Annotated in this window: 24 protein-coding genes and 1 riboswitch; of the genes, 8 read left to right on the top strand and 16 right to left on the bottom strand. The window is 41.3% G+C overall.

All coding sequences use genetic code 11. The features are described from left to right. Positions 1-172: 172 nt before the first annotated feature. The 3 genes from IGI42_RS09880 (at position 173) to IGI42_RS09870 (ending at position 3,009) form a co-directional block, all read left to right on the top strand. On the top strand, positions 173-1,750 hold the full coding sequence (locus tag IGI42_RS09880; protein ID WP_438715676.1) for an alpha-glucoside-specific PTS transporter subunit IIBC: 1,578 nt from the start codon (positions 173-175) through the stop codon (positions 1,748-1,750). A gap of 72 nt (positions 1,751-1,822) precedes the next feature. Further along, the gene (locus IGI42_RS09875; RefSeq protein ID WP_438715675.1) at positions 1,823-2,593 is read left to right on the top strand and encodes a MurR/RpiR family transcriptional regulator; all 771 of its coding nucleotides are present in this window, start codon (positions 1,823-1,825) and stop codon (positions 2,591-2,593) included. Then, complete coding sequence (locus tag IGI42_RS09870) at positions 2,590-3,009, top strand: hypothetical protein (protein ID WP_438715674.1); 420 nt, start codon at positions 2,590-2,592, stop codon at positions 3,007-3,009. The genes IGI42_RS09875 and IGI42_RS09870 overlap by 4 nt, the downstream gene beginning before the upstream one ends. A 363-nt stretch (positions 3,010-3,372) precedes the next feature. On the opposite strand, the gene IGI42_RS09865 is transcribed toward IGI42_RS09870, so the two are convergent. Next, positions 3,373-3,828, bottom strand: a complete 456-nt coding sequence (locus IGI42_RS09865; RefSeq protein ID WP_438715673.1) for a DUF3788 domain-containing protein — start codon at positions 3,826-3,828, stop codon at positions 3,373-3,375. 124 nt (positions 3,829-3,952) lie between these two features. Further along, on the bottom strand, positions 3,953-4,243 hold the full coding sequence (locus IGI42_RS09860) for a hypothetical protein (RefSeq protein ID WP_438715672.1): 291 nt from the start codon (positions 4,241-4,243) through the stop codon (positions 3,953-3,955). 225 nt (positions 4,244-4,468) lie between these two features. Between IGI42_RS09860 and IGI42_RS09855 the strand changes: the two genes are divergently transcribed. From IGI42_RS09855 to IGI42_RS09845, 3 genes are read left to right on the top strand one after another with little or no spacing between them, the layout of a single operon-like run. After that, complete coding sequence (locus IGI42_RS09855) at positions 4,469-4,909, top strand: LytTR family DNA-binding domain-containing protein (RefSeq protein WP_438715671.1); 441 nt, start codon at positions 4,469-4,471, stop codon at positions 4,907-4,909. Next, positions 4,906-5,316, top strand: coding sequence for a hypothetical protein (locus IGI42_RS09850; protein WP_438715670.1), 411 nt, complete (start codon positions 4,906-4,908; stop codon positions 5,314-5,316). The genes IGI42_RS09855 and IGI42_RS09850 overlap by 4 nt, the downstream gene beginning before the upstream one ends. Before the next feature lie 57 nt (positions 5,317-5,373). Then, positions 5,374-6,648 (top strand): D-serine ammonia-lyase, encoded by a 1,275-nt coding sequence (locus IGI42_RS09845; RefSeq protein WP_438715669.1) that lies wholly within the window; start codon positions 5,374-5,376, stop codon positions 6,646-6,648. 35 nt (positions 6,649-6,683) lie between these two features. On the opposite strand, the gene IGI42_RS09840 is transcribed toward IGI42_RS09845, so the two are convergent. From IGI42_RS09840 to thiW, 6 genes are all read right to left on the bottom strand, one after another. Beyond that, the gene (locus IGI42_RS09840; RefSeq protein WP_438715668.1) at positions 6,684-7,256 is read right to left on the bottom strand and encodes a phosphatase PAP2 family protein; all 573 of its coding nucleotides are present in this window, start codon (positions 7,254-7,256) and stop codon (positions 6,684-6,686) included. A 104-nt stretch (positions 7,257-7,360) separates the two neighbouring features. Then, positions 7,361-8,284: a magnesium transporter CorA family protein gene (locus tag IGI42_RS09835; RefSeq protein ID WP_438715667.1), complete on the bottom strand. Its 924-nt coding sequence runs from the start codon at positions 8,282-8,284 to the stop codon at positions 7,361-7,363. 137 nt (positions 8,285-8,421) lie between these two features. Then, a complete protein-coding gene (locus tag IGI42_RS09830; RefSeq protein ID WP_438715666.1) occupies positions 8,422-8,748 on the bottom strand; it encodes a cupin domain-containing protein in 327 nt (108 codons plus the stop codon). Positions 8,749-8,764: 16 nt separating this feature from the next. Then, positions 8,765-9,418 carry a thiamine phosphate synthase gene (gene thiE / locus IGI42_RS09825; RefSeq protein WP_438715665.1) on the bottom strand — a complete coding sequence of 218 codons (654 nt, stop codon included), beginning with the start codon at positions 9,416-9,418 and terminating at the stop codon, positions 8,765-8,767. Beyond that, positions 9,385-10,206 carry a hydroxyethylthiazole kinase gene (locus IGI42_RS09820; protein ID WP_438715664.1) on the bottom strand — a complete coding sequence of 274 codons (822 nt, stop codon included), beginning with the start codon at positions 10,204-10,206 and terminating at the stop codon, positions 9,385-9,387. The genes thiE and IGI42_RS09820 overlap by 34 nt, the downstream gene beginning before the upstream one ends. Then, positions 10,199-10,717, bottom strand: coding sequence for an energy coupling factor transporter S component ThiW (gene thiW, locus IGI42_RS09815; RefSeq protein ID WP_438715663.1), 519 nt, complete (start codon positions 10,715-10,717; stop codon positions 10,199-10,201). Before thiW ends, IGI42_RS09820 begins: the two co-directional genes overlap by 8 nt. 234 nt (positions 10,718-10,951) lie before the next feature. Then, positions 10,952-11,041: riboswitch (TPP riboswitch) on the bottom strand. 108 nt (positions 11,042-11,149) lie between these two features. On the opposite strand from thiW, the gene gloA2 reads away from it, so the two are divergent. Further along, positions 11,150-11,542 carry an SMU1112c/YaeR family gloxylase I-like metalloprotein gene (gloA2, locus tag IGI42_RS09810; RefSeq protein ID WP_438715662.1) on the top strand — a complete coding sequence of 131 codons (393 nt, stop codon included), beginning with the start codon at positions 11,150-11,152 and terminating at the stop codon, positions 11,540-11,542. A 96-nt stretch (positions 11,543-11,638) separates the two neighbouring features. Here the strand turns inward: gloA2 and IGI42_RS09805 are convergent, their stop codons facing one another. The 5 genes from IGI42_RS09805 to IGI42_RS09785 all read right to left on the bottom strand — a co-directional run bounded on the left by IGI42_RS09805 (position 11,639) and on the right by IGI42_RS09785 (position 15,475). Next, entirely contained in the window at positions 11,639-13,153 is a 1,515-nt protein-coding gene (locus tag IGI42_RS09805) for a helix-turn-helix domain-containing protein (protein WP_438715661.1), read from the bottom strand. Positions 13,154-13,302: 149 nt separating this feature from the next. Continuing rightward, a complete protein-coding gene (locus IGI42_RS09800) occupies positions 13,303-13,632 on the bottom strand; it encodes a nucleotide pyrophosphohydrolase (RefSeq protein ID WP_438715660.1) in 330 nt (109 codons plus the stop codon). Positions 13,633-13,706: 74 nt separating this feature from the next. Further along, complete coding sequence (locus IGI42_RS09795; RefSeq protein ID WP_438715659.1) at positions 13,707-14,264, bottom strand: hypothetical protein; 558 nt, start codon at positions 14,262-14,264, stop codon at positions 13,707-13,709. Then, positions 14,261-14,566 carry a hypothetical protein gene (locus IGI42_RS09790; protein WP_438715658.1) on the bottom strand — a complete coding sequence of 102 codons (306 nt, stop codon included), beginning with the start codon at positions 14,564-14,566 and terminating at the stop codon, positions 14,261-14,263. The genes IGI42_RS09795 and IGI42_RS09790 overlap by 4 nt, the downstream gene beginning before the upstream one ends. Continuing rightward, the gene (locus IGI42_RS09785; protein ID WP_438717033.1) at positions 14,567-15,475 is read right to left on the bottom strand and encodes a helix-turn-helix transcriptional regulator; all 909 of its coding nucleotides are present in this window, start codon (positions 15,473-15,475) and stop codon (positions 14,567-14,569) included. It lies immediately after the preceding gene. A gap of 179 nt (positions 15,476-15,654) precedes the next feature. Between IGI42_RS09785 and proC the strand changes: the two genes are divergently transcribed. Then, complete coding sequence (gene proC / locus IGI42_RS09780; protein WP_438715656.1) at positions 15,655-16,467, top strand: pyrroline-5-carboxylate reductase; 813 nt, start codon at positions 15,655-15,657, stop codon at positions 16,465-16,467. 112 nt (positions 16,468-16,579) lie between these two features. Here proC and lpdA read toward each other — a convergent pair whose 3' ends face one another. From lpdA to IGI42_RS09765, 3 genes are read right to left on the bottom strand one after another with little or no spacing between them, the layout of a single operon-like run. After that, positions 16,580-17,971 (bottom strand): dihydrolipoyl dehydrogenase, encoded by a 1,392-nt coding sequence (gene lpdA, locus IGI42_RS09775; protein WP_438715655.1) that lies wholly within the window; start codon positions 17,969-17,971, stop codon positions 16,580-16,582. A gap of 12 nt (positions 17,972-17,983) precedes the next feature. After that, positions 17,984-19,195 carry a dihydrolipoamide acetyltransferase family protein gene (locus IGI42_RS09770; protein WP_438715654.1) on the bottom strand — a complete coding sequence of 404 codons (1,212 nt, stop codon included), beginning with the start codon at positions 19,193-19,195 and terminating at the stop codon, positions 17,984-17,986. A gap of 15 nt (positions 19,196-19,210) precedes the next feature. Then, on the bottom strand, positions 19,211-20,185 hold the full coding sequence (locus IGI42_RS09765) for an alpha-ketoacid dehydrogenase subunit beta (protein ID WP_438715653.1): 975 nt from the start codon (positions 20,183-20,185) through the stop codon (positions 19,211-19,213). Positions 20,186-20,225: the final 40 nt, after the last annotated feature.

Below are 20,225 nucleotides of genomic sequence, written 5' to 3'. Positions count from 1 at the left end.
ACGAGCACGTAGGAGAAAAGCTAGGTCACGGGAAAATGCGGAACTTTGTTTCATCGGTTGACACTAAATTTCTACTTCACCGACTTTAGTCCAGAATGTCCCAAGTCTATTGTAAGCGGATTACAAAGCATGCTATAACTAAGTCATCAAAACGAAAGAAGGTGTTCTCTACATGATGGAGAAAATACAACGCTTCGGAGGCGCAATGTATACACCGGTGCTTTTATTCTCATTTGCCGGGATTGCAGTTGCCTTGTCAGTCGTATTCAAAAACCCACTATTAGTAGGAAGTATCGCAACAGAAGGATCGGCTTGGTTTAACGTCTGGTCAATTATCGAAAATGGCGCTTGGACCGTGTTTAATCAATTGGAACTGCTATTTATTATTGGATTGCCGTTAGGTCTGGCGAAAAAAGCCAGCGGCCGAGCAGCAATGGAATCATTTGTTATCTACTTAACTGCTAATTACTTTATCAGCAGCATCCTGCAATTTTATGGAAACACGTTTGGGGTCAATTTTGCAGCTGATCCTGGCGGCGAATCTGGCTTGAAATTAATCGCCGGCATCAAAACATTGGATACTGGTGTTTTAGGAGCCATCGTCTTTGCTTCCATCGCTGTTTGGTTGCACAATCGCTACTTTGAGAAAAAATTACCGGATTGGTTAGGGGTTTTCCAAGGTTCAACCTTCGTTTACATCCTAGGCTTTGTGGTTATGTTGCCGGTTGCTTTGCTAGTCTGCTTAATTTGGCCAAAAGTTCAAATGGGCATCAGCTCGATGCAGGGCTTCTTAGTTTCATCAGGGGTCTTCGGCGTTGGTCTGTACGCTTTCTTAGAACGGGTGTTAATCCCAACAGGTTTGCATCACTTCGTTTATACCCCATTCCTTTATGGTCCAGCTGTCGTTGAAGGCGGGATCGCGAAATACTGGATGGAACATTTAAACGAATTTGCACAAAGTACTGCTTCATTAAAAGAGTTGTTCCCACAAGGTGGCTTCTCATTGAACGGAAACTCAAAAATCTTTGCTTCCCTTGGTATTTCCGCAGCCTTCTATGCAACGGCTAAACCAAGCAAGAAAAAACAAGTCTTGTCGATTTTAATTCCGGTGGCTCTAACTGCAGCATTAATCGGAGTTACTGAACCATTAGAATTTACGTTCCTATTTATTGCACCGCCATTGTTCCTGCTTCATGCCGTCTTAACAGGAATCATGGCAGCAACGATGTTCAGCTTCGGGGTTGTCGGTGACATGAACAGCGGCTTGATCGATATGCTGACGAGAAACTGGTTGCCATTATGGCCAAACCACTGGCAAACTTACTTGATCCAAATTGCCATCGGCTTAGCCTTTGTAGCAATTTACTTCTTCTCCTTTAGATACATCATCTTGAAATTCGACTTTGCCACACCAGGGCGGGAAAAAGAAGATACTGAAGTGAAATTGTACAGTAAAAAAGACTACAAAGAAGCCAAGAAAGCTGGCAACGACTCAGTAGCCAGCGATCCTTATTCTGAACGCGCCCAAGTCTTTTTGGAAGCTTTTGGTGGTCCGGACAACATTAGTAAAGTAAATAATTGTGCAACTCGTTTACGGATTAGTGTCAAGGATGAAACCAAAGTAGCCGATGATATGGCATTCAAATCTGGCGGAGCTCATGGCGTAGTAAGAAAAGGCACTGCCTTCCAGATCATCGTTGGTATGGACGTTCCGCAAGTCAGAGAACGCTTCGAACAATTGTTGAATTAATGATTTGCTCCTAGTCGCTGTTGGTTTCTTACATTATAATAGAAGAAACAAGAGGGATTAGGAGCTGTTTTTATGAATCTACGAGATTTGATTAATTCACGGCAGGAAAGCTTTAGCGAAACTGAAAAAGAAATATTAGCTTATATGCTGGATAATCAGCCCACCGTTGAAGCCATGACCATCAGCTCCTTGGCGACAGCCGCTCATGTGTCAAAATCCTCCGTGATTCGCTTAACAAAAAAACTAGGCTTTTCTGGCTATTCAGAATTGAAATACTTTTTGAAATCCTCCAAGGATAACCCGAATGATAATTTTTATGATGTTTTAGCCAATCAACGAAAAGATATTGAAGATACCCAGAAATATTTGGATCAGTTAGACTTCGAACCGCTGATACAACTGCTAGCTAGTGCTAATATTGTTTATTGCTACGGTACTGGCTATGCTCAAAAAAATGCTGCCAACGAATTTTCAAAATCTTTACTAGGCTGTAAAGTCCGTTCGATGGTTTTACCAGCTAAAACCGAATTTGATGTCAGTATGTCCGCCTTCACAAAACAGGATTTGGTGATTTTTATCTCCCTAAGTGGAGAAACAGATGAGATGAAGGAAGACATTAAAATCTTGAAATTGCGGCAAATTCCTTTTATCGCTATTACTGAATTTAGTCAAAACTATATGTCTTCATTGGCCAATTACAGCCTGCACTATCACGTAACGCCAATGGTGATTCACGGCCAAAGCCGCCAATTGCATTCCTTTATTACATTGAACTTATTGCTGGATACGATTATCAGACGCTACATCGTCTCGCTAGGAAAAGAACAGGAGAGCTCATTATGATTCAGACTATTAAACGTTACAATCCCTTCCCGATTTTGCAGGGCTACTGGTTGATTAGTCCCATCTTGATTTTGGTTTATGTCTATCTGACCACCCTTAACTTACATATCAGCTTTACGGAGCTCTTGAATCAAGCACCCTTTGCCTTCATCTTTTTGAATGCCTGCATCGCTTTTACGCAAAGCTACTGGTTGAAAATGTTGAAAGGCAAACAACAGAAACACTATTTGTTTGTGGCCTTGGCACAGCAGTTGATCAGCTTTAATATTCTTGGTGCTGCTCTGGTGTTTCTTTCTTTAAGAAGAGGATCGGATAAAGCAAGTGCGGAACATCCAAAAGCTTTCTTTTTACTAGGCTGCGGGGTTTTGTGTCTGTCTATCCTGGTGTCTGGGTTGTTGTTGGCGCAGATGGTTTAGGTTGGAAATAAGGTAAGTCATCGTATATTTCGGTATGCGGTGGCTTATTTTTTTTATTTCTAGCTAAATCCGTTTCGGAATAGCTTCAGTAAATTTCTTTAAAGGTAGGCTGACAAATTATTCTACCACTAAAAGTACTTTTCATCTTAAGTTTACCGATGAAGTTCCGGTGGAGTTGATTAATGACATCATCAGGTATAATCTTTTATTGCTGGAAGGTGAAGGTTAATCGAAAGTTTTTGGAACGGAGGGGGAAAAGTATGCTAAGAGAGCTGCTTATTTTAGCTTTGTTTCTCAATCGGCTGATACATCTTTGTCAGCAGCTCTTCTTCCGGCAGCTTCTTTTGCATGATTTGAGTAATTCTAGTCATTCAGCTCTCCCCAGTCGATTCGATTTTTTGGCTTGCGCCGCAATGCAACGAGTTTTAACGCGTCCTCTAAAATTTCCTGCTCCTTGATTTCCATCATCAGCCATTTTTGTCCTTGACCAGCTTTTGTTTGCTGGAAGACTTGTTGCGTATAGGTCGACAGCAAAGGCATCATTTCTTCCGCTTCAGCCATCTCGGCTTTTCCTACAACCACTAGCATAATAAAATAGCCAGCTATTGGATACAAAGTGCACAAGGATTTACCTGCCTTGTGGTATTTGACGTTCCAGCCAGCTTGCATGGAGCATCTGCTATGACTGTATTTTGGTTTTACTTCATAGGCTTGTTGCAAATAGTGATTCAGCTTGCCCCAAAGTTGATTATCAATAAATTCCGCAATTTGCTGCTCTGTCGGCTGTTTTGTTGCGGGGAATTGTTCCTTCCAATCCATTTCATCACCTGCTTTTTTCTTCTATCATACGGAAAAATAGTGACCTTCGCTTGCACTCCAGTGCTCTTTTTTCGTAAGACAATAAAAAAGAGACTTAGCTTTGGCTAAATCTCGTTTGAATCGTTTATTTTGAACGTTCAGCGTTTCTTTCTAAGCTCCAAATAATCACCATCAGAAAGAAGGTACAAATTAGGGCAACACCCGCCGCAACAATTATTGATGTGTAATTCACCATACTTTTATCAAACCAGCTGCTAATTATTAAGTAACTGAACATGATACCAAAACCAACAACAGCTTGTGTTCGCGTCTTCAGTTTTGCGGAGTAGAGGCCATACGCCAGTAAAAAATAAAGCCCTAAAAAAATTGTGCCTTGCAGGTCATACCAAATAGGTCGTTGTCTCGAGATATTCACATAGATATCACCGGCAGCGAATATGGCAAATATGATTAACAAATGAAGCCCCGGTCTCCTATCCAAATAATTATTAAGCTTTTTATACACCCCTGCTCACACCCTTTCTCACTTTTATGATAGCACAGATTTTTTGCAACAAAAACGGCTTTTTTTGCAACAAAACAAATAGTAGTATTGTTGAATAAACATTCCTGCTATGCTTAATCCATAAAGGAGGCGCCTATGAAACTTAACACCATTTGGAACAGTCAGAAAGAAAAAGACCAAATTGATATTATCAGTCACCCCAGCAACAAAGAACAAGTGACCGCTTGGGCGGAATCATGGATTCAGCCGCCAACATTAAAGGCGATCAAGCCCTCCAATCAGCGAACCGTTTTGGTGACTTTACCGGAAATCGAAGCAATTGAATCTATGGGACACATAAGTAAAATTCGTCTGTTGACCGGAAGCGAGCTTTGGCTGTCGCAAAAACTGAAGGAGCTGACTTATTTGGAATCCTCCAATTTTTTCCGGATTAATAATTCAACTATTTTAAATATGAACCAGGTCACAGCCTTTGCTTCAGGTCAGCACGCTCGGCTGGAAGTGTTCACGAAAAGCCAACAAACCTATATTGTCAGTCGTCATTACGCTAAACTAATTAAGGAGTACTTAACATGATTAAACAATTGAAGAACAATTTTATGCAGGCAGCCTTTAGTACTACTTTGTGGATCGCCCTTTTGATCACCCTGTTTGCCCATCAGGCTACAATCCCTTTTTCTTTTATCTGGCGGTTACTGGGGATGGGCTGTTTGTTCGGACTAATTTTCGGTGTCATCTATCCTTATTTATGGAACTATTCCACCTTTAAAGCTCAGGTCAATATTACTCTTAGCACAGTGGCCAACACTCTTGGCGGTTTCGGTATTCTTTATCTTTTTTCTTGGGAAATGTTCGTACAGATCCGGCCCTTCTTTTTACTGATTTTGCTGGTTACTTTGCTGGGGCATATCGTCGGTTTTTACTTCTATTCTAACTACGAAAATAAGAAGCTAGCAGCCGCTCTGAATCGTGGAAGAAAATAAGCAGTCATAACTCCTAAGCAAACATGGTATATTTGAATAAAAACTAAGGAGTACTTTATGATTCAAATAGATGATTTCTTAACTGACTTACAAAACTACCAGGAAGTTCAATGGAGAAATCCCAATTTTGGTATAGAAAAACCCGCAGCATTTACTTTGGCGGATGTAGAAGATGCTGCAGCCCGTTTGGAGCGCTTTGCGCCTTATATTGCAAAGGTCTTTCCAGAAACACAAGCAACAAATGGGATTATCGAATCGGAATTAAAGCAAGTCCCTAAGATGCTGACAGCCTTAAAAGATTCTGATGAGCTTGACTTTGGTGGGAAACTTTACTTGAAATGTGACAGCCACCTGCCAATCTCTGGATCGATCAAAGCCCGCGGTGGCATTTATGAAGTATTGAAATTAGCAGAAACTATTGCTCTAGACTCCGGTACGTTGAAGTTGACCGACAACTATGAAAAATTAACTGATCAGGCCTTTCAAGAATTGTTCGCTTTCTATGAGATTGCAGTAGGTTCTACTGGAAACTTGGGTTTAAGTATCGGAATTATGGGTGCAAAGTTAGGCTTTCAAACGACTGTACATATGTCGAAAGATGCCAAGCAGTGGAAAAAGGACTTGCTAAGAAAACGCGGCGTTTCGGTTATCGAGCATCCTGGTGATTTCAGTGAAGCAGTCGCAGCTGGAAGAAAGACCTCCGATACAAATCCCAACTGTCATTTTGTTGATGACGAAGCATCACGGGATCTTTTCTTGGGGTACAGCGTCGCCGCCTTACGCTTGAAGCAGCAGTTAATTGACCGAGGAATTGTTGTTTCCACAGAGGAGCCTTTAGTTGTTTATCTTCCTTGTGGTGTCGGTGGCAGTCCAGGCGGGGTAGCATTTGGTTTACATCAACTATTTAATGAAGCAGTCAAGCTTATATTTGTAGAGCCAACCCATGCACCCTGTATGTTGCTAGGAATGTATACGCAACTAAACGACAAAATTGCTGTTTCTGATATTGGTTTAGATGGAAAAACAGCAGCAGATGGCTTGGCAGTCGGTCGACCTTCTCGACTCGTAGGTGAAGTAGTTGAACCCTTCTTATACGGTGAGACTACTGTAGCTGATCATCGCTTATACCACTATCTGTGCTTGTTAAAAGATCAGGAAGATATTTTTGTAGAGCCTTCATCTACAGCTGGCTTTGCGGCTTTTTCCGACGTGAACCGGACTTGGAGCCATGAAAATCCCCAGCTTCGTAAAGGAACCCATATTGTTTGGGGCACTGGCGGAAAAATGGTACCAGAATCTGAGAGAATCCGTGCTTATCAACTAGGAAAATAAGTAAACCCCTGCGAACTTATACTCGCAGGGGCTGTTTAATTCATCAAAAGTGGGACTAAAAAAGCAACTGTTAGTCCTAGAAACCAGCCGCCTAACACATCAGTAAAATAGTGAATACCTAAGTAAACACGACTAAAGCCAACTAAAAAGCTAAGAAGAATAGCAGGGATCATGACCCACCAAGATGCTTCCATAAATAAAAGTGCATTTAGAGATATACCAATATAAAGCGTTGCAGCTGTCGAAGAATGACCGCTTGGAAAGCTGTGATCTGTTTCTTCTACCAAACGATTATCCCGTGGTCTCTCCCGCTTGAATATACGCTTGATAATGTAGGTAAGCCCCGTAGTTACCATAACATTGACTCCTACATTCAAAGCAATTGTTATGCGCGTTTGAGGGAAAAGGACAAGTAGTAAACAGATGAGCAGTGTCGGTATAGCTTTTCCCAACTTAGTAAAGAAGAGAAACAGTTTCGTCAGTTCGTTCCTACGCTTAGCAACCACTTTTTGAGAAAACGAAACATCTGCTGATTGAATATTCTTGCCTCGTACTAGAACGAGAATTGCTAAAAAAGCGATGAATGAACTTGCAGCGGCTCCTATCATAGCTGTTTCCTCCCAACTCTTTTCTTTCACTTTCATCTTACCATAAAGTGGGACTACCGGTTTGGAGAATAACTAACTCAAGGATATCCTTTTGCCATCCTTAGTTATCCCATGTAATCTTTTCGTCGAAGTAAAATAATACCGATAATCGTCACAATTAATGCCAATAAAACAACTGCCAGTGACCCTAAGATAGAATCCTTCCATAATAAACCACCCGTATTTATTCCCCACAAGCTGAAAATCAATGTAGGAATAGAAATAATTAAGGCAGCTGAATCCAAATATTTCATTAAATGGTTTAAGGTATTATCCATCAAAGCAGACACCATGCCGCTAGTAGAATCGACTAATCCGCGATACAAATGAACCAACTTTTCTACCCGGCGACAGCTAATTCTTACATCATTCAACGTTTCCTTAGAAATCCGGTTGATGATTCTTTCATCTGCTAAAATTAAATCGGTGGTTTGCTTCTGATCATCTAGTGTATGCTCTAAATAAACCAGATTTTTTTCAATGTCTCGCAACAAAATTAGGTTATCCTTTTCGGTACTAGTCTTAGCAGCTTCGTTGACTTCATCAATCATTTGTTTTTGCTTATTCAATGCCAACAAAAAATTGTGGTATGTGCGTAAAATATACTGAATGATGAATTGGTCGACTTCCCCTCCGCATTCTTCAACCATTCGTTGAATTTTGAGTAATTCATAGGTTTCATTCGCAACAGTAATCACTTGTTCCTCAGCAAAGATAAAGGAGATTGGTAACAAAGCCCCTTCCACCGAATTAGAAACATCTTGTTCTACCTGATAGCTAATCAGCACCAAACTGACACATTTCCCTAGTTTTTCCGACTCAAGGATTTCAATCCGAGAGACCTCTTCAGTGAACGGGTGAAGGGTGAACACATCCTTAGGCAATTCAAATTCTTCAACATAGCGAAGGATTTCGTCATTTGTTGGTGCAGTGATAGACAGCCAAGATCTTGTTTTATCACCGGTTGTAATAGTTGATTGTTCAATCATGGAATTGCTCCTTTTGTTTCTCGAACTTTTCCCTTTATTATACGCTAGCTTAGTTAGAAACCCATATTTCACGCTTATGAAACAAAAAGCCGATGAAGTCTCCTTCATCGGCAAATAGCTTTTCACTTACGAAAAACCTATAAAAAATCTTTACGAATTGGTGTGAATGTATCAACTAATTCGGAATTTGGTTCTAATGGAATACAGCCATGACGTACATTAGGCTCAAAGCGTAAAAAGTCTCCTGGTCCTACAATATATTCCTGGTCCTCTTCAAAAAACTTGAATTTCCCTTTAACAATGTAGGTTACCTGTTCTTCTGGATGGCTGTGCAGCGATGTACTTTCTTGAACTTCTTTAAAACGCACGACTACTGACATAATCTTGTCGCTATGAGTTACGACACAACGTTCGGTATTCTCATCGACTTTTTGAAACGTTTGGTCCTTTTGATAACTAATCATTTGGTTTCCTCCTAAATTATAAGGCTTCCACTGCTCGACGTAAGCTTTCAACTGTACGAGGGACATTTTCAGCTTTCATTATTTCACTTACTACTGATATACCAGCAATTTCGCTATCTGTCAAAGCAGACATATTATCCAGCTTAATTCCGCCAATTGCTACTACTGGTAGCTCCACTGATTGCGTAATCTCCCTTAGTGTTTCCAGTGATGTAACCTCGGAATCCTTCGTTTGTGTCGGAAAAATCGCACCAACTCCTAAATAATCTGCTCCGTCTACTTGGGCTTCTATACTTCGCACCAATGTTTTCGCAGATACGCCCAATATTCTATCTGACCCTAACAAACGCCGGGCAACCGTTACTGGAAGCTCATCGTCACCAATATGCAACCCTTCAGCACCGACAGCTAGACAAACATCTAAACGATCATTAATAATCAGCGGAACATTATAGCGCCCAGTGACTTCCTTAACCTTCAAAGCCAGCTGATAAAAATCATAGGTGGATAATTCCTTTTCCCGCAGCTGGACCAAAGTTACTCCGCTTTGACATGCTTGGTCAATGATCGTTAAAAACTGTTCCTCGCTAAAGTCGTAACGTCCGGTTACTAAATAAAGTTTTAATAGTTCTTTATTCACACCATTTGCCCCTTTACTTGTTTTTCCCATTCCTGCTTCATCAACACCGAAAGCTGATTTAAAGTCGCTTGACGAAAGTCAGCCAATCCCTCGGGAACTAGTTCCTTGGCTCTTTCTCCACAACAATTAAAGTAACTAACCGCTGCGATGACTGCCGGGAATGTTTCCAGTCCAATACCTAATACGGCTGCAATCATCGCCCCTACGATATCACCAGTTCCGGTAAAACAGTCCAGCTCCGCTACACCATTTTTTAACAAACACGCCTCTGTCTGGTTGACGACCACATCAACAGCTCCAGTTGCTAAAAAGGTTGTTTGTGGATATTCAGCTGCCAAAGACTTCAGTGCATCTGTCAATTCTACTAATGCTTCCTCCGACTGATCAAGCGAACTACCATCAACTCCTCGTCCATGACTTTCCAATTGGCAAAGCGCCCGCATTTCTGAAATGTTACCTTTGACTACTTCAGGTGGCTGCTTCATTAATTGCAGCGCCATTTCCTGACGCAAAGGACTAGCTGCCAAACCCACTACATCGATTACAGTTGGTTTGTGGTTCTTTTTAGCAAAGCGGCTAGCTTCAAATATATTTGCTTCGCGCTGTGGAGATATGTGTCCTAGATTTAGCAATAGACTATCCGTCTGTTGGAAAAAAGCCGGAAACTCACGGGCGTCATCAGCCATTACTGGCTTAGCATCAATATACAACAAAGCATTTGCCATTGACTCGCAAGTAATTTCATTCGTGATACACTGAACCAATGGTGACGTGGATAACGGAAATACATCTTCTACTGCTGCTAATAGTTTAGTCATTACTGATCCCTCCAAATAATTGCTGACATCTTCTGAACACGGGTACTCGATAAATCAATTTCCAAACAAACAAGGCAACAAAGGAACCAATTATGGCCGCTCCAATAAATCTGGGAGTATAAATTAACCAATACATTCCTTGTTGGCTGCCGGTAAACAGAACCATTACCGGATAAGACAATAATGAACCAATAATCCCTGTTCCAATAATTTCTCCAACCATAGATCCATAAATATTGTTAGTAACTCGATATAACAGTCCTGCTAAAAATGCTCCAAAGACTGCTCCAGTCAGTGCTAACGGTGGAATTCCTAATAAAAGCATTCGAATAATTCCACAGCACAAAGCCATCACCGTTCCATAAAGTGGTCCTAACAGTCCACCGGCTAGAACATTCATCACACTAGACATTGGTGCCATTCCTTCCACACGAAAAAGTGGCGACAGCACCACATCCAGTGCGATCATCATTGCTAACAACATCATTTTTTGCAGTTTATCTTTTTGCAAACTTCCAACTTCCTTTCTGTATTTTACTCCCACCAATAAAAAAAGACTCCTCTTTCAAAATAGAAGCAAAAGGAGTCCTCAGAAAGGTTTAGCAAATCGCTTTTTTATTGTAGTTCAAAGCGACTTTGATGAAGCCAGACCTCGATACTACGATTACAACAACCCATCAATTTGTCAAAAAGATACCTCACAATCGATGAAAAAAGCCCGACCAAAAAATGGACGGGCGCGCTTGATGTTTTTACGACATTTCCCTGCGCCAGTTCTAACTGTTTCAGGTTCCATGGGTATAATCTCAGCTTTTAAGCACCCCAAATGTTTCTATATGAAATTGTAATTAAAGTATATCATACTTTTTTTCATTAAGGTAGACACCTATCAAGATTTCTATCAAAATCTATGCTATGCTTTAGGTCAGAAAGGGGTCTATTTATGCAACATCCATCATTTAACACCATCCATCACGTTGCGATTATCGTATCAGATTATCAGAAAGCTCGTGAATTTTACGTGGATATTCTAAAACTTCCTATTTTAAGAGAGCACTATCGTGAAGAGCGTCAAGATTACAAACTGGACTTACAGCTGTCTAATGGTGCTGAATTAGAGATTTTTGCCGTCAAGAATCCTCCAAAGCGCCCTAGTTATCCCGAAGCTAGTGGGTTGCGTCATTTAGCCTTTAAAACTGATAGAATCGATGAGACCATTGCTTATTTGGAAGCAAGAGGTGTGTCGTGTGAACCTTTACGGACCGATGATTTCACCGGTGAAAAAATGACATTCTTTTTTGACCCTGATGGTTTGCCCTTAGAATTACATGAGTAAAGCCAGCAAAATTCACTGGCTTTACTTGATTTCACTCGTATCTGAAGACCGAGCTGATAAATTATTAGTCTTATTAACTGAGAATAACAGAATGTTTTATAGTCCTAATTCTTTCTTCAAAGATAGATCATTAACTAAATTTTGAATAACTACCAAAGCTTTAGGTGTCACGAATGGATCCATTACTATTACCGGAAAATCATTCGGCACACCTTCTACTGAACCAGTAGTGATCAAGCCGTCATAAGTTAACATCTCTTTATACATGCCCTGCTTGCGGTCTACTACATTTTCAAAATAGAAGATATCAAAATTCCCATGCACAATTCGGCGAATCTGTTTAGCTAAAAAACTTTCTTCTGTCGGAGTCAAATCGGACAAAAGCAGCAAGCGAATCTTCTGATCTTGTTCCACCAACATCTGTAAGCTATCCACTTCCGCCGTCAAAAGTAAATACACATAATTCATCACAAAATCGGATTCTCGGTACATCGCATATTTTTTTACGAATTTTCGGACAATTTCCGATACAAGAAAAATTGGTTTTTGATACATAATCTCGGTCATTTCTAAAAAGGTATCGCGGTTACGACGTAGAATAGACACAAATGCTCCATCTTTGTCATATAAGTAGTAATCATTCATTAATACTGTGGTCATATTAATCAGTGCCTGTTGATCCATTTTTTCACTCACTAGCTTATTGAAGTCCTCAGCTAACTCAAAGTGCTGATGAAATAATTTTTGATAGCGCAAATTATCTGCCAGTGCCATTTCGCGATGAGCGCTACTAAAAACGATGGTATCGGAATAAATTAACCACATACAGTCCCGTAAAACGTCAGTTGACAATTGTACATGAAAAAGATCCTGAGCAGTCTTATTAAATCCGTCATACCTTTCTTGATCTGGCAAAATAAATCCTTCCTTACGCAGTTCATCTGCTGGGTACATATGGCCATTTTTAATTCGCCATAAGCTGACATAAATTGTATAGATTAACCTTTTTTGAAAGATGTACTTCCGATATAAATTATTCTTCTTAACAAAATCAACTACAAATTGTTCAATCGAATTAAATTGGAAATCCTTTAGCATCGGCAAAATATTGTCAAAAGCATTCTGCTTCTCAACGAAATAACGGTAATAAAAGTGTCGGATCACACTTTCCTTGCCTTCAATTCGCAACGGTCGATAGCGTAAGTACATCCCCGCTTTCTCTAACGCAACTTTCACTTTTTTCAAATAGCGTTGTGTGTTGGAAACACTTAGATACAACCGTTCAGCTAAAGAAGTAATATTGTTACATTCCTCATACAGCAACTGTTCAATGATCTGAAATTCTTGTGAATGAATTAAAGTGTCTGCATACAAATTACCAATACTGACTCGTCCTCTCATCGATAAGCGATAAAGACCTTTATATTTTTCAATATGAAAATGATCACTCTGTTCATTTATTAGTTTTACATCATCTAGCAATATGGGAAGTGAGCAGTCCAGCTCACTCATTAGCTGATCACTTGGCAATCCGTCACGCTGATAATACAGCGCTTCAATTAGTCGCAGTCTTCGCTTATTGCTTGTACCGAGAATATCCCGAAAGTCCATCCCATCTCCCCCTTTATGCACTCCCTTACAATTTGAGGGTATCAGGTTTTTACATTTTTGTAAATTTAGCTTCACGAAAAAGCAAATTAGAATTTAATTAAAAAATTAGTATAATCCAGCAAGTATAGTTAGAGCAATAGCATTACTAGCTACTGACTCAACTCCGTATATTTTTTCTTATTACCTTTACTGTTTTCAACCGGGTATTTGATCGTATTTTTTTCTAACTTTTCTGTAATAATTCCATCGATATCAAACCCTAAATTATCGGCCATCATATATGAATAAATTAACACATCGGCCAGTTCTTCTTTCAAGCGTTCGGGATTTTTAAGTGCCTCCTCGGAAGTCTTCCATTGGAACAATTCCAATAATTCCGCTGCTTCCAAAGAAATTGACAAAGCTAGATCCTTTTCATTGTGAAACTGCCGCCAATTCCGTTCTTCACGAAATTGACTAATTTTTTCCATGCTATTCAACGCACATTCTCCTTTTTTTATCTCGTAAACAAATCTTTACTTACTACATAAAAAGCTCCCTTAACCAGCATTTTTTACATAAGTGCCTCTAAAAACCAACGAGTAACCTCTTCCAAAGTTCCTTGATAGTCCACCATCAACTGCTCTAAGTTAACCGTTTCTGAGAATGCTTTAGGGAGAAGAACTTCCAACTGTAGCTCTTCTTCGCCTAAATGGGCTTCCATCACCAATTCATCGTCAGTTACTTCTTCCAAACGATTAGTCAGCTCTTCGAAAAATTTATCCGTCACTACATCTGCTACTTCCTGAAAAACACTCGTCAGAAGTTTATTAACCTTAGTAAAAGGAAACTGTAGTAACTGCTCTAGGGTTGGTGAAGCCAAGCCATTCTCATAATTTATATAAATAAAGTCGATAAAATCCTCAGTTTCTCCAATGCTCTCTAATAGCTCGTACCCTTTTTTGATCAATTGTATACAGGCATTTTCTAACTCCTGAAACAGCTCTTCCCTTTCGGTTGAACGATAAGAATTGTTGACTTCCACAGTATGAGTTTCACCTAACAAGGACAAACTAGCTTTTTGAAAGGTTAACACAGGTGTTTCCAAAACATAGAGTTGGATGACAGTCATTCTTTCCCCTCCAAGTCAAACCAAGATAGGTCATCTGGTGTTTCACCATCGTAGTATCGGAAGAAGTCTTTAGCGCTTAACAAAGTCTCTTCTTCCGCCTCCTCTTCATCCTTTTGCTGCTCGTCACGATAGGATTGGTATTGCTCCAGCAGCTGGCGATAAAGCTCTTTTTTTGAATTACCTTCTCCAATAATAAAAGGTAATTCTTTTAAATAGCCTGAATAAATTGGTACTTCCTCAGCCCATTCAACAGGTAAGTTAATCACCGTTAAGTGCAGCTCGCGAAAATTTTCCTCATACATCTACTTCTCCTCCTTGTATTGCATGCGGTACGCTCTAGGAGTTGTACCCACTGCTTGCTTGAACTTTTTATAGAAAAAGGCCTTATCTTTGTAACCTAGGTGTTCAACAATTTCTTGAACAGATAGATTGGTTTGCAATAGATTCTTTTTGGCTAATTGGATGCGTTTATGTAACACAATCTCAGTGAAGGTTTGTCCTGTTTTTTCTTTTAATAATGCCGACAAATAATTGGGATGAAAATGGAAATACTCGGCCGTTTCCTCCAGCTTTATCGTTCGAATCATGGTATCAATATAAGCTAAAACTTCTTCGATCAGCTGATCATTAGCTACATAGCGATCTTTTTTCACCAAAGCTTGGTCGGCTCCTTGACTGATCTCGACGATTAACAATACAAAAGCTGCTTTGGTCACTTTGTTGTTGAAGTAATACATCTTCACCACTTGTTTCAGTAGTAACAAAGAATAGACGTGTACATCCGTCATCTGAGCAAAATGAAAAATCATATAGCGGCTGGTATGACGAAATTCCTCACTGATGGCCTCTACAAAAAAACGGTAAAGCTGCTGCTCTTCAGCAAACTGAGTCAGCAGCGAATCGGTGAAGTAACTGTCCTTGAAATAAAAGCTGATTACTGCAGTCTGCTCCTGCTCTTCATAAGCTATTTTCGTACGAGCATTGGTTAAAAACAAATGTCCTGCTTGATAATCAGCAGTATCTCCGTCGATTTCTACCCTAGCAGCTCCTTCAAGGATGTACAAAATTCGCGTATAACCTCGGGGAACCTCCACTCTTCCTCGGGCTTCCTGAGAAACAAAAGCCGAAATTTCTCGCTGAGGATTCGCCGCAAAAGCGGTCACTTCCTTAACCATAGACTCATTGTCATGCAGATAGCAGTCTAAAGTCATTAAAAACTGGTAAAAAGCTTCATAATGAGCTTCATTAAAGTAAGCGATTTTTGCCACCACCTTATCATCCAACACTTTTTTCTTTATCTACACTATTTTTCACAGACTAAAAACACTCTATAATAACTCTATTAGTATATCAGAAAGATTAGAATCAAACACTTTTTGGAGGGATAATTATGAAAATAGGATTTATCGGTGCCGGAAATATGGCCTCAGCAATTGCGCAAGGGCTCGTGGATAATCAGTTTAGTGAAGCGAAGGATTTATATCTTTATGATATTGCAACAGAAAAGGTGCAGACTTTTGCCGCTAAATTAGGTGCACATGCTGTTGCTGACCCACAAGAATTAATTCAAATCGTGGATACCTTGGTTTTAGCGGTGAAGCCAAATGTGATTAAAGGGGTATTGCAAGAAGCCAAAGATGAAATTCTCACCAACCAACCCTTGGTGGTGTCGATTGCGGCAGGAACGAGTACCGAAGCCATTTACGAAGTCTTTGAAACCGATCAGCCAATTCGGATTGTGCGGGTCATGCCCAATGTGAACGCCATGGTTGGTCAAGGTGCGGCAGCAGTTTGCGGAAATCCTCATGCCACAAAAGAAGACGTGGCCAATGTGATTGCTTTGTTTAATGCCATTGGCAAGGCTTGGCCGTTGGATGAGCATTACTTCTCCATCTTCACAGCCATTGCCGGCAGCTCACCTGCTTATGCCTTCTTATTCATTGATTCCATCGCTCGGGCAGCAGTGAAAAACGGTATGCCGAAAGACATCGCGTTAGAAATGGCGACGCAAGCCATCTTAGGTAGCGCCGAAATGTTAGCGGCCAGCGGCGAAAACCCTTGGACCTTGATCGATCGCGTCAGCTCGCCAGGCGGCACAACAGTTGCCGGGATTGTGGAACTAGAAAACAATGCCTTTATCGCAACTGTTATCAAAGGCATCGATGCTACAATTCAAAAAGATTGGGAATTAAATCAAAAATAGCTGAAAAAAGGGACTGCGCCTACTTTGAAAGTACGGCGCAGTCCCTTTTTTCATCTAAAAATCGTAGACCAAACAAAAAACATGAACAGTCTCGTCCATGCTTTTCGCAAAATTACATATGAATTGGTAAACCTAGTCCTACTTCGGTAGCATCCATTACCATTTCTGATAAGGTTGGATGTCCGTGAATCGTTAAGGCAATATCTTCTAGAGTTAAGAAGGATTCGATTGCCAAAGTGACTTCTGCGATCAGGTCGCTGGCATTTACCCCAACGATCTGTGCACCTAAAACGAGTTCGGTGTCTTTTTCGAAGACTAAACGCACAAATCCTTCTGTTGCGTTCAATGATAATGCACGACCATTGGCTTGCATTGGGAAATTGACACTTTTCGCTTTGATTCCTTGTTCTTTAGCTTCAGCTAAAGTATAGCCTACCGTTGCGATTTCCGGGTCAGTAAAACAAATTGAAGGAATTGCTCGGTAATCTTTGGCAACGTTTTTGCCGGCAATCACTTCAGCGGCAATTTTGGCTTCATAGCTGGCTTTATGAGCCAAGGCTAAGCCGGGTACAATATCGCCGATGGCAAAAATATTCTTTTGCGTGGTGCGGTATTGTTCATCGACTTTGACTAGGTTGCGTTCGTTTAATTGAACTCCCGCTTTGTCTAAGCCTAAGTCATCGGTGTTTGGTTTCCGACCAACGGTAACCATCACGTAATCCACTTCGATTTTTTCGGTTTTGCCTTTGGCTTCGAATTCAACGACTACTTTGTCGCCTTTCTCCACCGAACTTTTGGCTTTAGCACCAGTGAACACGTTGATGCCATTCTTTTTGAAGTTTTTCGTCACCATTTGCTGGATATCAGCTTCAAAGTTGGGCAAAATGCTTGGTGTGCCTTCAATGATGGTGACTTCTGATCCAAGGTTGGCATACGCGCCGCCTAATTCAGAGCCGACAATCCCGCCGCCGATAATCGCAAATTTTTTGGGAATTTCTTTTAGATTCAAGCCGCCAGTAGAATCTAACACACGACCGCCGAATTTAAAGCCGGGGATTTCAATCGGACGACTGCCAGTAGCGACAATCGCATTTTTGAAATCTAACTTCTCATTGCCTTTTTTCGTTTCAATTTCAAGGGTATTTTTACCAATAAAACGAGCCCGACCATCAATCGTTGTTACGCCGTTTTTCTTCAATAGCATAGCTACCCCTGAAGTTAAGGTTTTAACTACTTTTTCATTTTTCCATTTTTGCGTTTTCTCAAAATCTAACTCAACTTCTTTAGTTTTTAAGCCTAGAAAATCCGAGTGCTGGGCTTCTTGGTAGCGATGGCCCGCTGTGATTAAGGCTTTGGAAGGAATACAGCCGACATTTAAACACACACCGCCGACATGCTCCGCTTCAACAACGGTTACTTTTTGACCTAGCTGTGCGGCCCGGATCGCTGCGACATAGCCGCCAGGTCCAGCCCCGATCACTACTGTATCTGTCTTTTTCGTCATAGCCATCTCCCCTTATAACAACAAGCTCATTGGATTTTCCAACATGTCAACAATAGTACTTAAGAAGGCTGCTGCTGGTGCGCCATCTGCTACTCGGTGATCGAAAGATAGAGAAAGTGTTAATGTCGAAACATTCTTAACTTCGCCTGACTCAGTTAAGACTAACTTGTCGTACATTCCGCCGACGCCTAAAATTGCTACTTCTGGTGCATTAATGATTGGATTGAAGCTTTGGACTTTACTGCGGCCTAGTGAGCTGACAGTAAAGGTGCCGCCGCTCATTTCCTGCGGCATTAATTGTCCGTCGCGGGCTTTTTGGGTAAGTTCTTTCACCGATTTGGTCAAATCGCTTAGACCCATCGCACTGGCATTTTGGACCACGGGAACGACTAAGCCAGCTGGAACTGCCACAGCTACCCCCATGTTTACATCTTTGAAACGTTTGATGCCTTCATCTAAGGCATGGGCATTGAATTCTGGGTAAGCTTTCAGTGCTACCATTGAAGCTTTGATGATGATTTCCAAGAATGAGATCCGGTTGCCGGTTTGTTCTTCCACCATTGGCAACAGCTGGCCTCGTAATTCTTTTAGTTTCGTCATATCCACTTCTGCATTCATCGTGACGTGCGGAATTGTGGTCTTGCTGTTAAGCATGCGATCAGCAATCACCTTGCGCATGCCGCTCCATGGGATTAATTCCCCTTCGTCGGTTGCGGCTGCAACTGCTGGTGCAGCTGGTTTTTCTTCGTAATTGGCAACATCCAATGCTTGGATCCGGCCTTTTGGCCCTGAGCCGTTAACCTTTTGCAAATCGATGCCTTTTTCCCGGGCAATGCGGCGTGCAGCAGGTGTAGCGCGAATGTTTTTCGCTACGACATTGCTGGTTGCTTCTGCAGCAGGTGCTGCGTCAGCTTTTGGTGCTTCTTTGGCTTTTTCAGGAGCCGCTTCTGCTTCAGCACCCGGCATTTCATCAGGAACTTTTTCTCCAGCTTCACCAATGTAGGCAATTACCGAGTTAACCGGCGCACTTTCATCATCGCCAATGTATTTCTTCAATAGAATTCCTTCGTCGTAGGCTTCGACTTCAATCGCAATTTTATCCGTCATAACTTCGAAAATCGCTTCGCCTACTTCAACCGAATCTCCTTCTTCTTTAAACCAAGTAGTGATGGTTCCCACATCCATCGTGGAGCTTAATTTGGGCATTAGTACTTCATTTGCCATAATTTTTCTCCCTCCCTACATCAATCCGCGGCAAGCTTCAACGATATCTTCCACTTGCGGTACGGCTCTGCGTTCTAGTTCAGGATGATAAGGCATTGGAATCTCTTTACCAGCCAAACGAATGATCGGTGCGTCCAAGAAATCAAACGATTCGTTTTCGGCAATCACACTAGCTAGCTCCGCACTAAATCCACTGCGCTTCACAGCTTCGGTAACGACTACGGCTTTACCAGTTTTCATCACTGATTCAACAATCGTATCTTTATCCAACGGTACCAAGGTCCGTGGGTCAACCACTTCAACATCAATGCCTTCTTCAGCCAAAATTTCGGCAGCTTCCAAAGCTTTATGAACCATGATCCCAGTTGCTACGATGGAAATGTCTTTGCCCTCACGCTTCACGTCAGCTACACCAATTGGAATCGTGTACTTGCCTTCAGGAACATCCGAAGTTGTCCGGTAGCACAATTTATGCTCGTAGAACATTACGGGATTATCATCTTCAATCGCTGCATGCAGCAAGCCTTTTGCATCATAAGCCGTTGCTGGCTGGATAACTTTCAGTCCTGGAATATGAGCGGTCCAGTTTTCCAAGCTTTGAGAATGCTGAGCCGCAGCTCCGGTTCCTGATCCGCCTGGTGTACGCATTACCAAAGGAATCTTCGCTTTTCCGCCGTACATGTAGCGGATTTTCGCTGCTTGGTTGACAATTTGGTCCAAGGCAATCGCGATAAAGTCTGAAAACTGAATTTCAAAAATCGGACGCATCCCGGTCATGGCTGCACCGACTGATGCTCCGGCAATCACTGATTCGGCAATTGGCGTTGAACGAATTCGCTCTTCCCCAAACTCTTCATACATTCCCCGGCTGACCCCAAAGGCCCCGCCATATATCCCAATATCTTCTCCCATCAAGAAGACGTCTTCGTTTTCCCGCATCGCTTCTGACATTGCTTCTCTTACTGCTTCTGAATAAGTGATTTCTCTCATCAACTTGCTCCTCCTTGTTATTACTACGGTATTCATTTTT

The organism is Enterococcus sp. AZ109, assembly GCF_051714625.1.
In the GTDB taxonomy this organism is placed as follows: Bacteria; Bacillota; Bacilli; order Lactobacillales; family Enterococcaceae; genus Enterococcus_A.
This window is presented reverse-complemented; position numbering and strand designations above follow the sequence as displayed.

Coding starts and splice junctions, on each gene's coding strand:
- IGI42_RS09820 (WP_438715664.1), bottom strand. CDS start 10,206: ATGACTAAACTATTAGCAGCAGTAGAAGATGTATTTCCGTTATCCACG.
- IGI42_RS09805 (WP_438715661.1), bottom strand. CDS start 13,153: ATGGACTTTCGGGATATTCTCGGTACAAGCAATAAGCGAAGACTGCGA.
- IGI42_RS09785 (WP_438717033.1), bottom strand. CDS start 15,475: ATGACTTTAGACTGCTATCTGCATGACAATGAGTCTATGGTTAAGGAA.
- IGI42_RS09875 (WP_438715675.1), top strand. CDS start 1,823: ATGAATCTACGAGATTTGATTAATTCACGGCAGGAAAGCTTTAGCGAA.
- lpdA (WP_438715655.1), bottom strand. CDS start 17,971: ATGACGAAAAAGACAGATACAGTAGTGATCGGGGCTGGACCTGGCGGC.
- thiE (WP_438715665.1), bottom strand. CDS start 9,418: ATGGGAAAAACAAGTAAAGGGGCAAATGGTGTGAATAAAGAACTATTA.
- IGI42_RS09790 (WP_438715658.1), bottom strand. CDS start 14,566: ATGTATGAGGAAAATTTTCGCGAGCTGCACTTAACGGTGATTAACTTA.
- IGI42_RS09795 (WP_438715659.1), bottom strand. CDS start 14,264: ATGACTGTCATCCAACTCTATGTTTTGGAAACACCTGTGTTAACCTTT.
- IGI42_RS09835 (WP_438715667.1), bottom strand. CDS start 8,284: ATGATTGAACAATCAACTATTACAACCGGTGATAAAACAAGATCTTGG.
- IGI42_RS09855 (WP_438715671.1), top strand. CDS start 4,469: ATGAAACTTAACACCATTTGGAACAGTCAGAAAGAAAAAGACCAAATT.
- gloA2 (WP_438715662.1), top strand. CDS start 11,150: ATGCAACATCCATCATTTAACACCATCCATCACGTTGCGATTATCGTA.
- IGI42_RS09865 (WP_438715673.1), bottom strand. CDS start 3,828: ATGGATTGGAAGGAACAATTCCCCGCAACAAAACAGCCGACAGAGCAG.
- IGI42_RS09850 (WP_438715670.1), top strand. CDS start 4,906: ATGATTAAACAATTGAAGAACAATTTTATGCAGGCAGCCTTTAGTACT.
- IGI42_RS09870 (WP_438715674.1), top strand. CDS start 2,590: ATGATTCAGACTATTAAACGTTACAATCCCTTCCCGATTTTGCAGGGC.
- IGI42_RS09830 (WP_438715666.1), bottom strand. CDS start 8,748: ATGATTAGTTATCAAAAGGACCAAACGTTTCAAAAAGTCGATGAGAAT.
- IGI42_RS09770 (WP_438715654.1), bottom strand. CDS start 19,195: ATGGCAAATGAAGTACTAATGCCCAAATTAAGCTCCACGATGGATGTG.
- IGI42_RS09765 (WP_438715653.1), bottom strand. CDS start 20,185: ATGAGAGAAATCACTTATTCAGAAGCAGTAAGAGAAGCAATGTCAGAA.
- IGI42_RS09840 (WP_438715668.1), bottom strand. CDS start 7,256: ATGATAGGAGCCGCTGCAAGTTCATTCATCGCTTTTTTAGCAATTCTC.
- IGI42_RS09880 (WP_438715676.1), top strand. CDS start 173: ATGATGGAGAAAATACAACGCTTCGGAGGCGCAATGTATACACCGGTG.
- proC (WP_438715656.1), top strand. CDS start 15,655: ATGAAAATAGGATTTATCGGTGCCGGAAATATGGCCTCAGCAATTGCG.
- IGI42_RS09845 (WP_438715669.1), top strand. CDS start 5,374: ATGATTCAAATAGATGATTTCTTAACTGACTTACAAAACTACCAGGAA.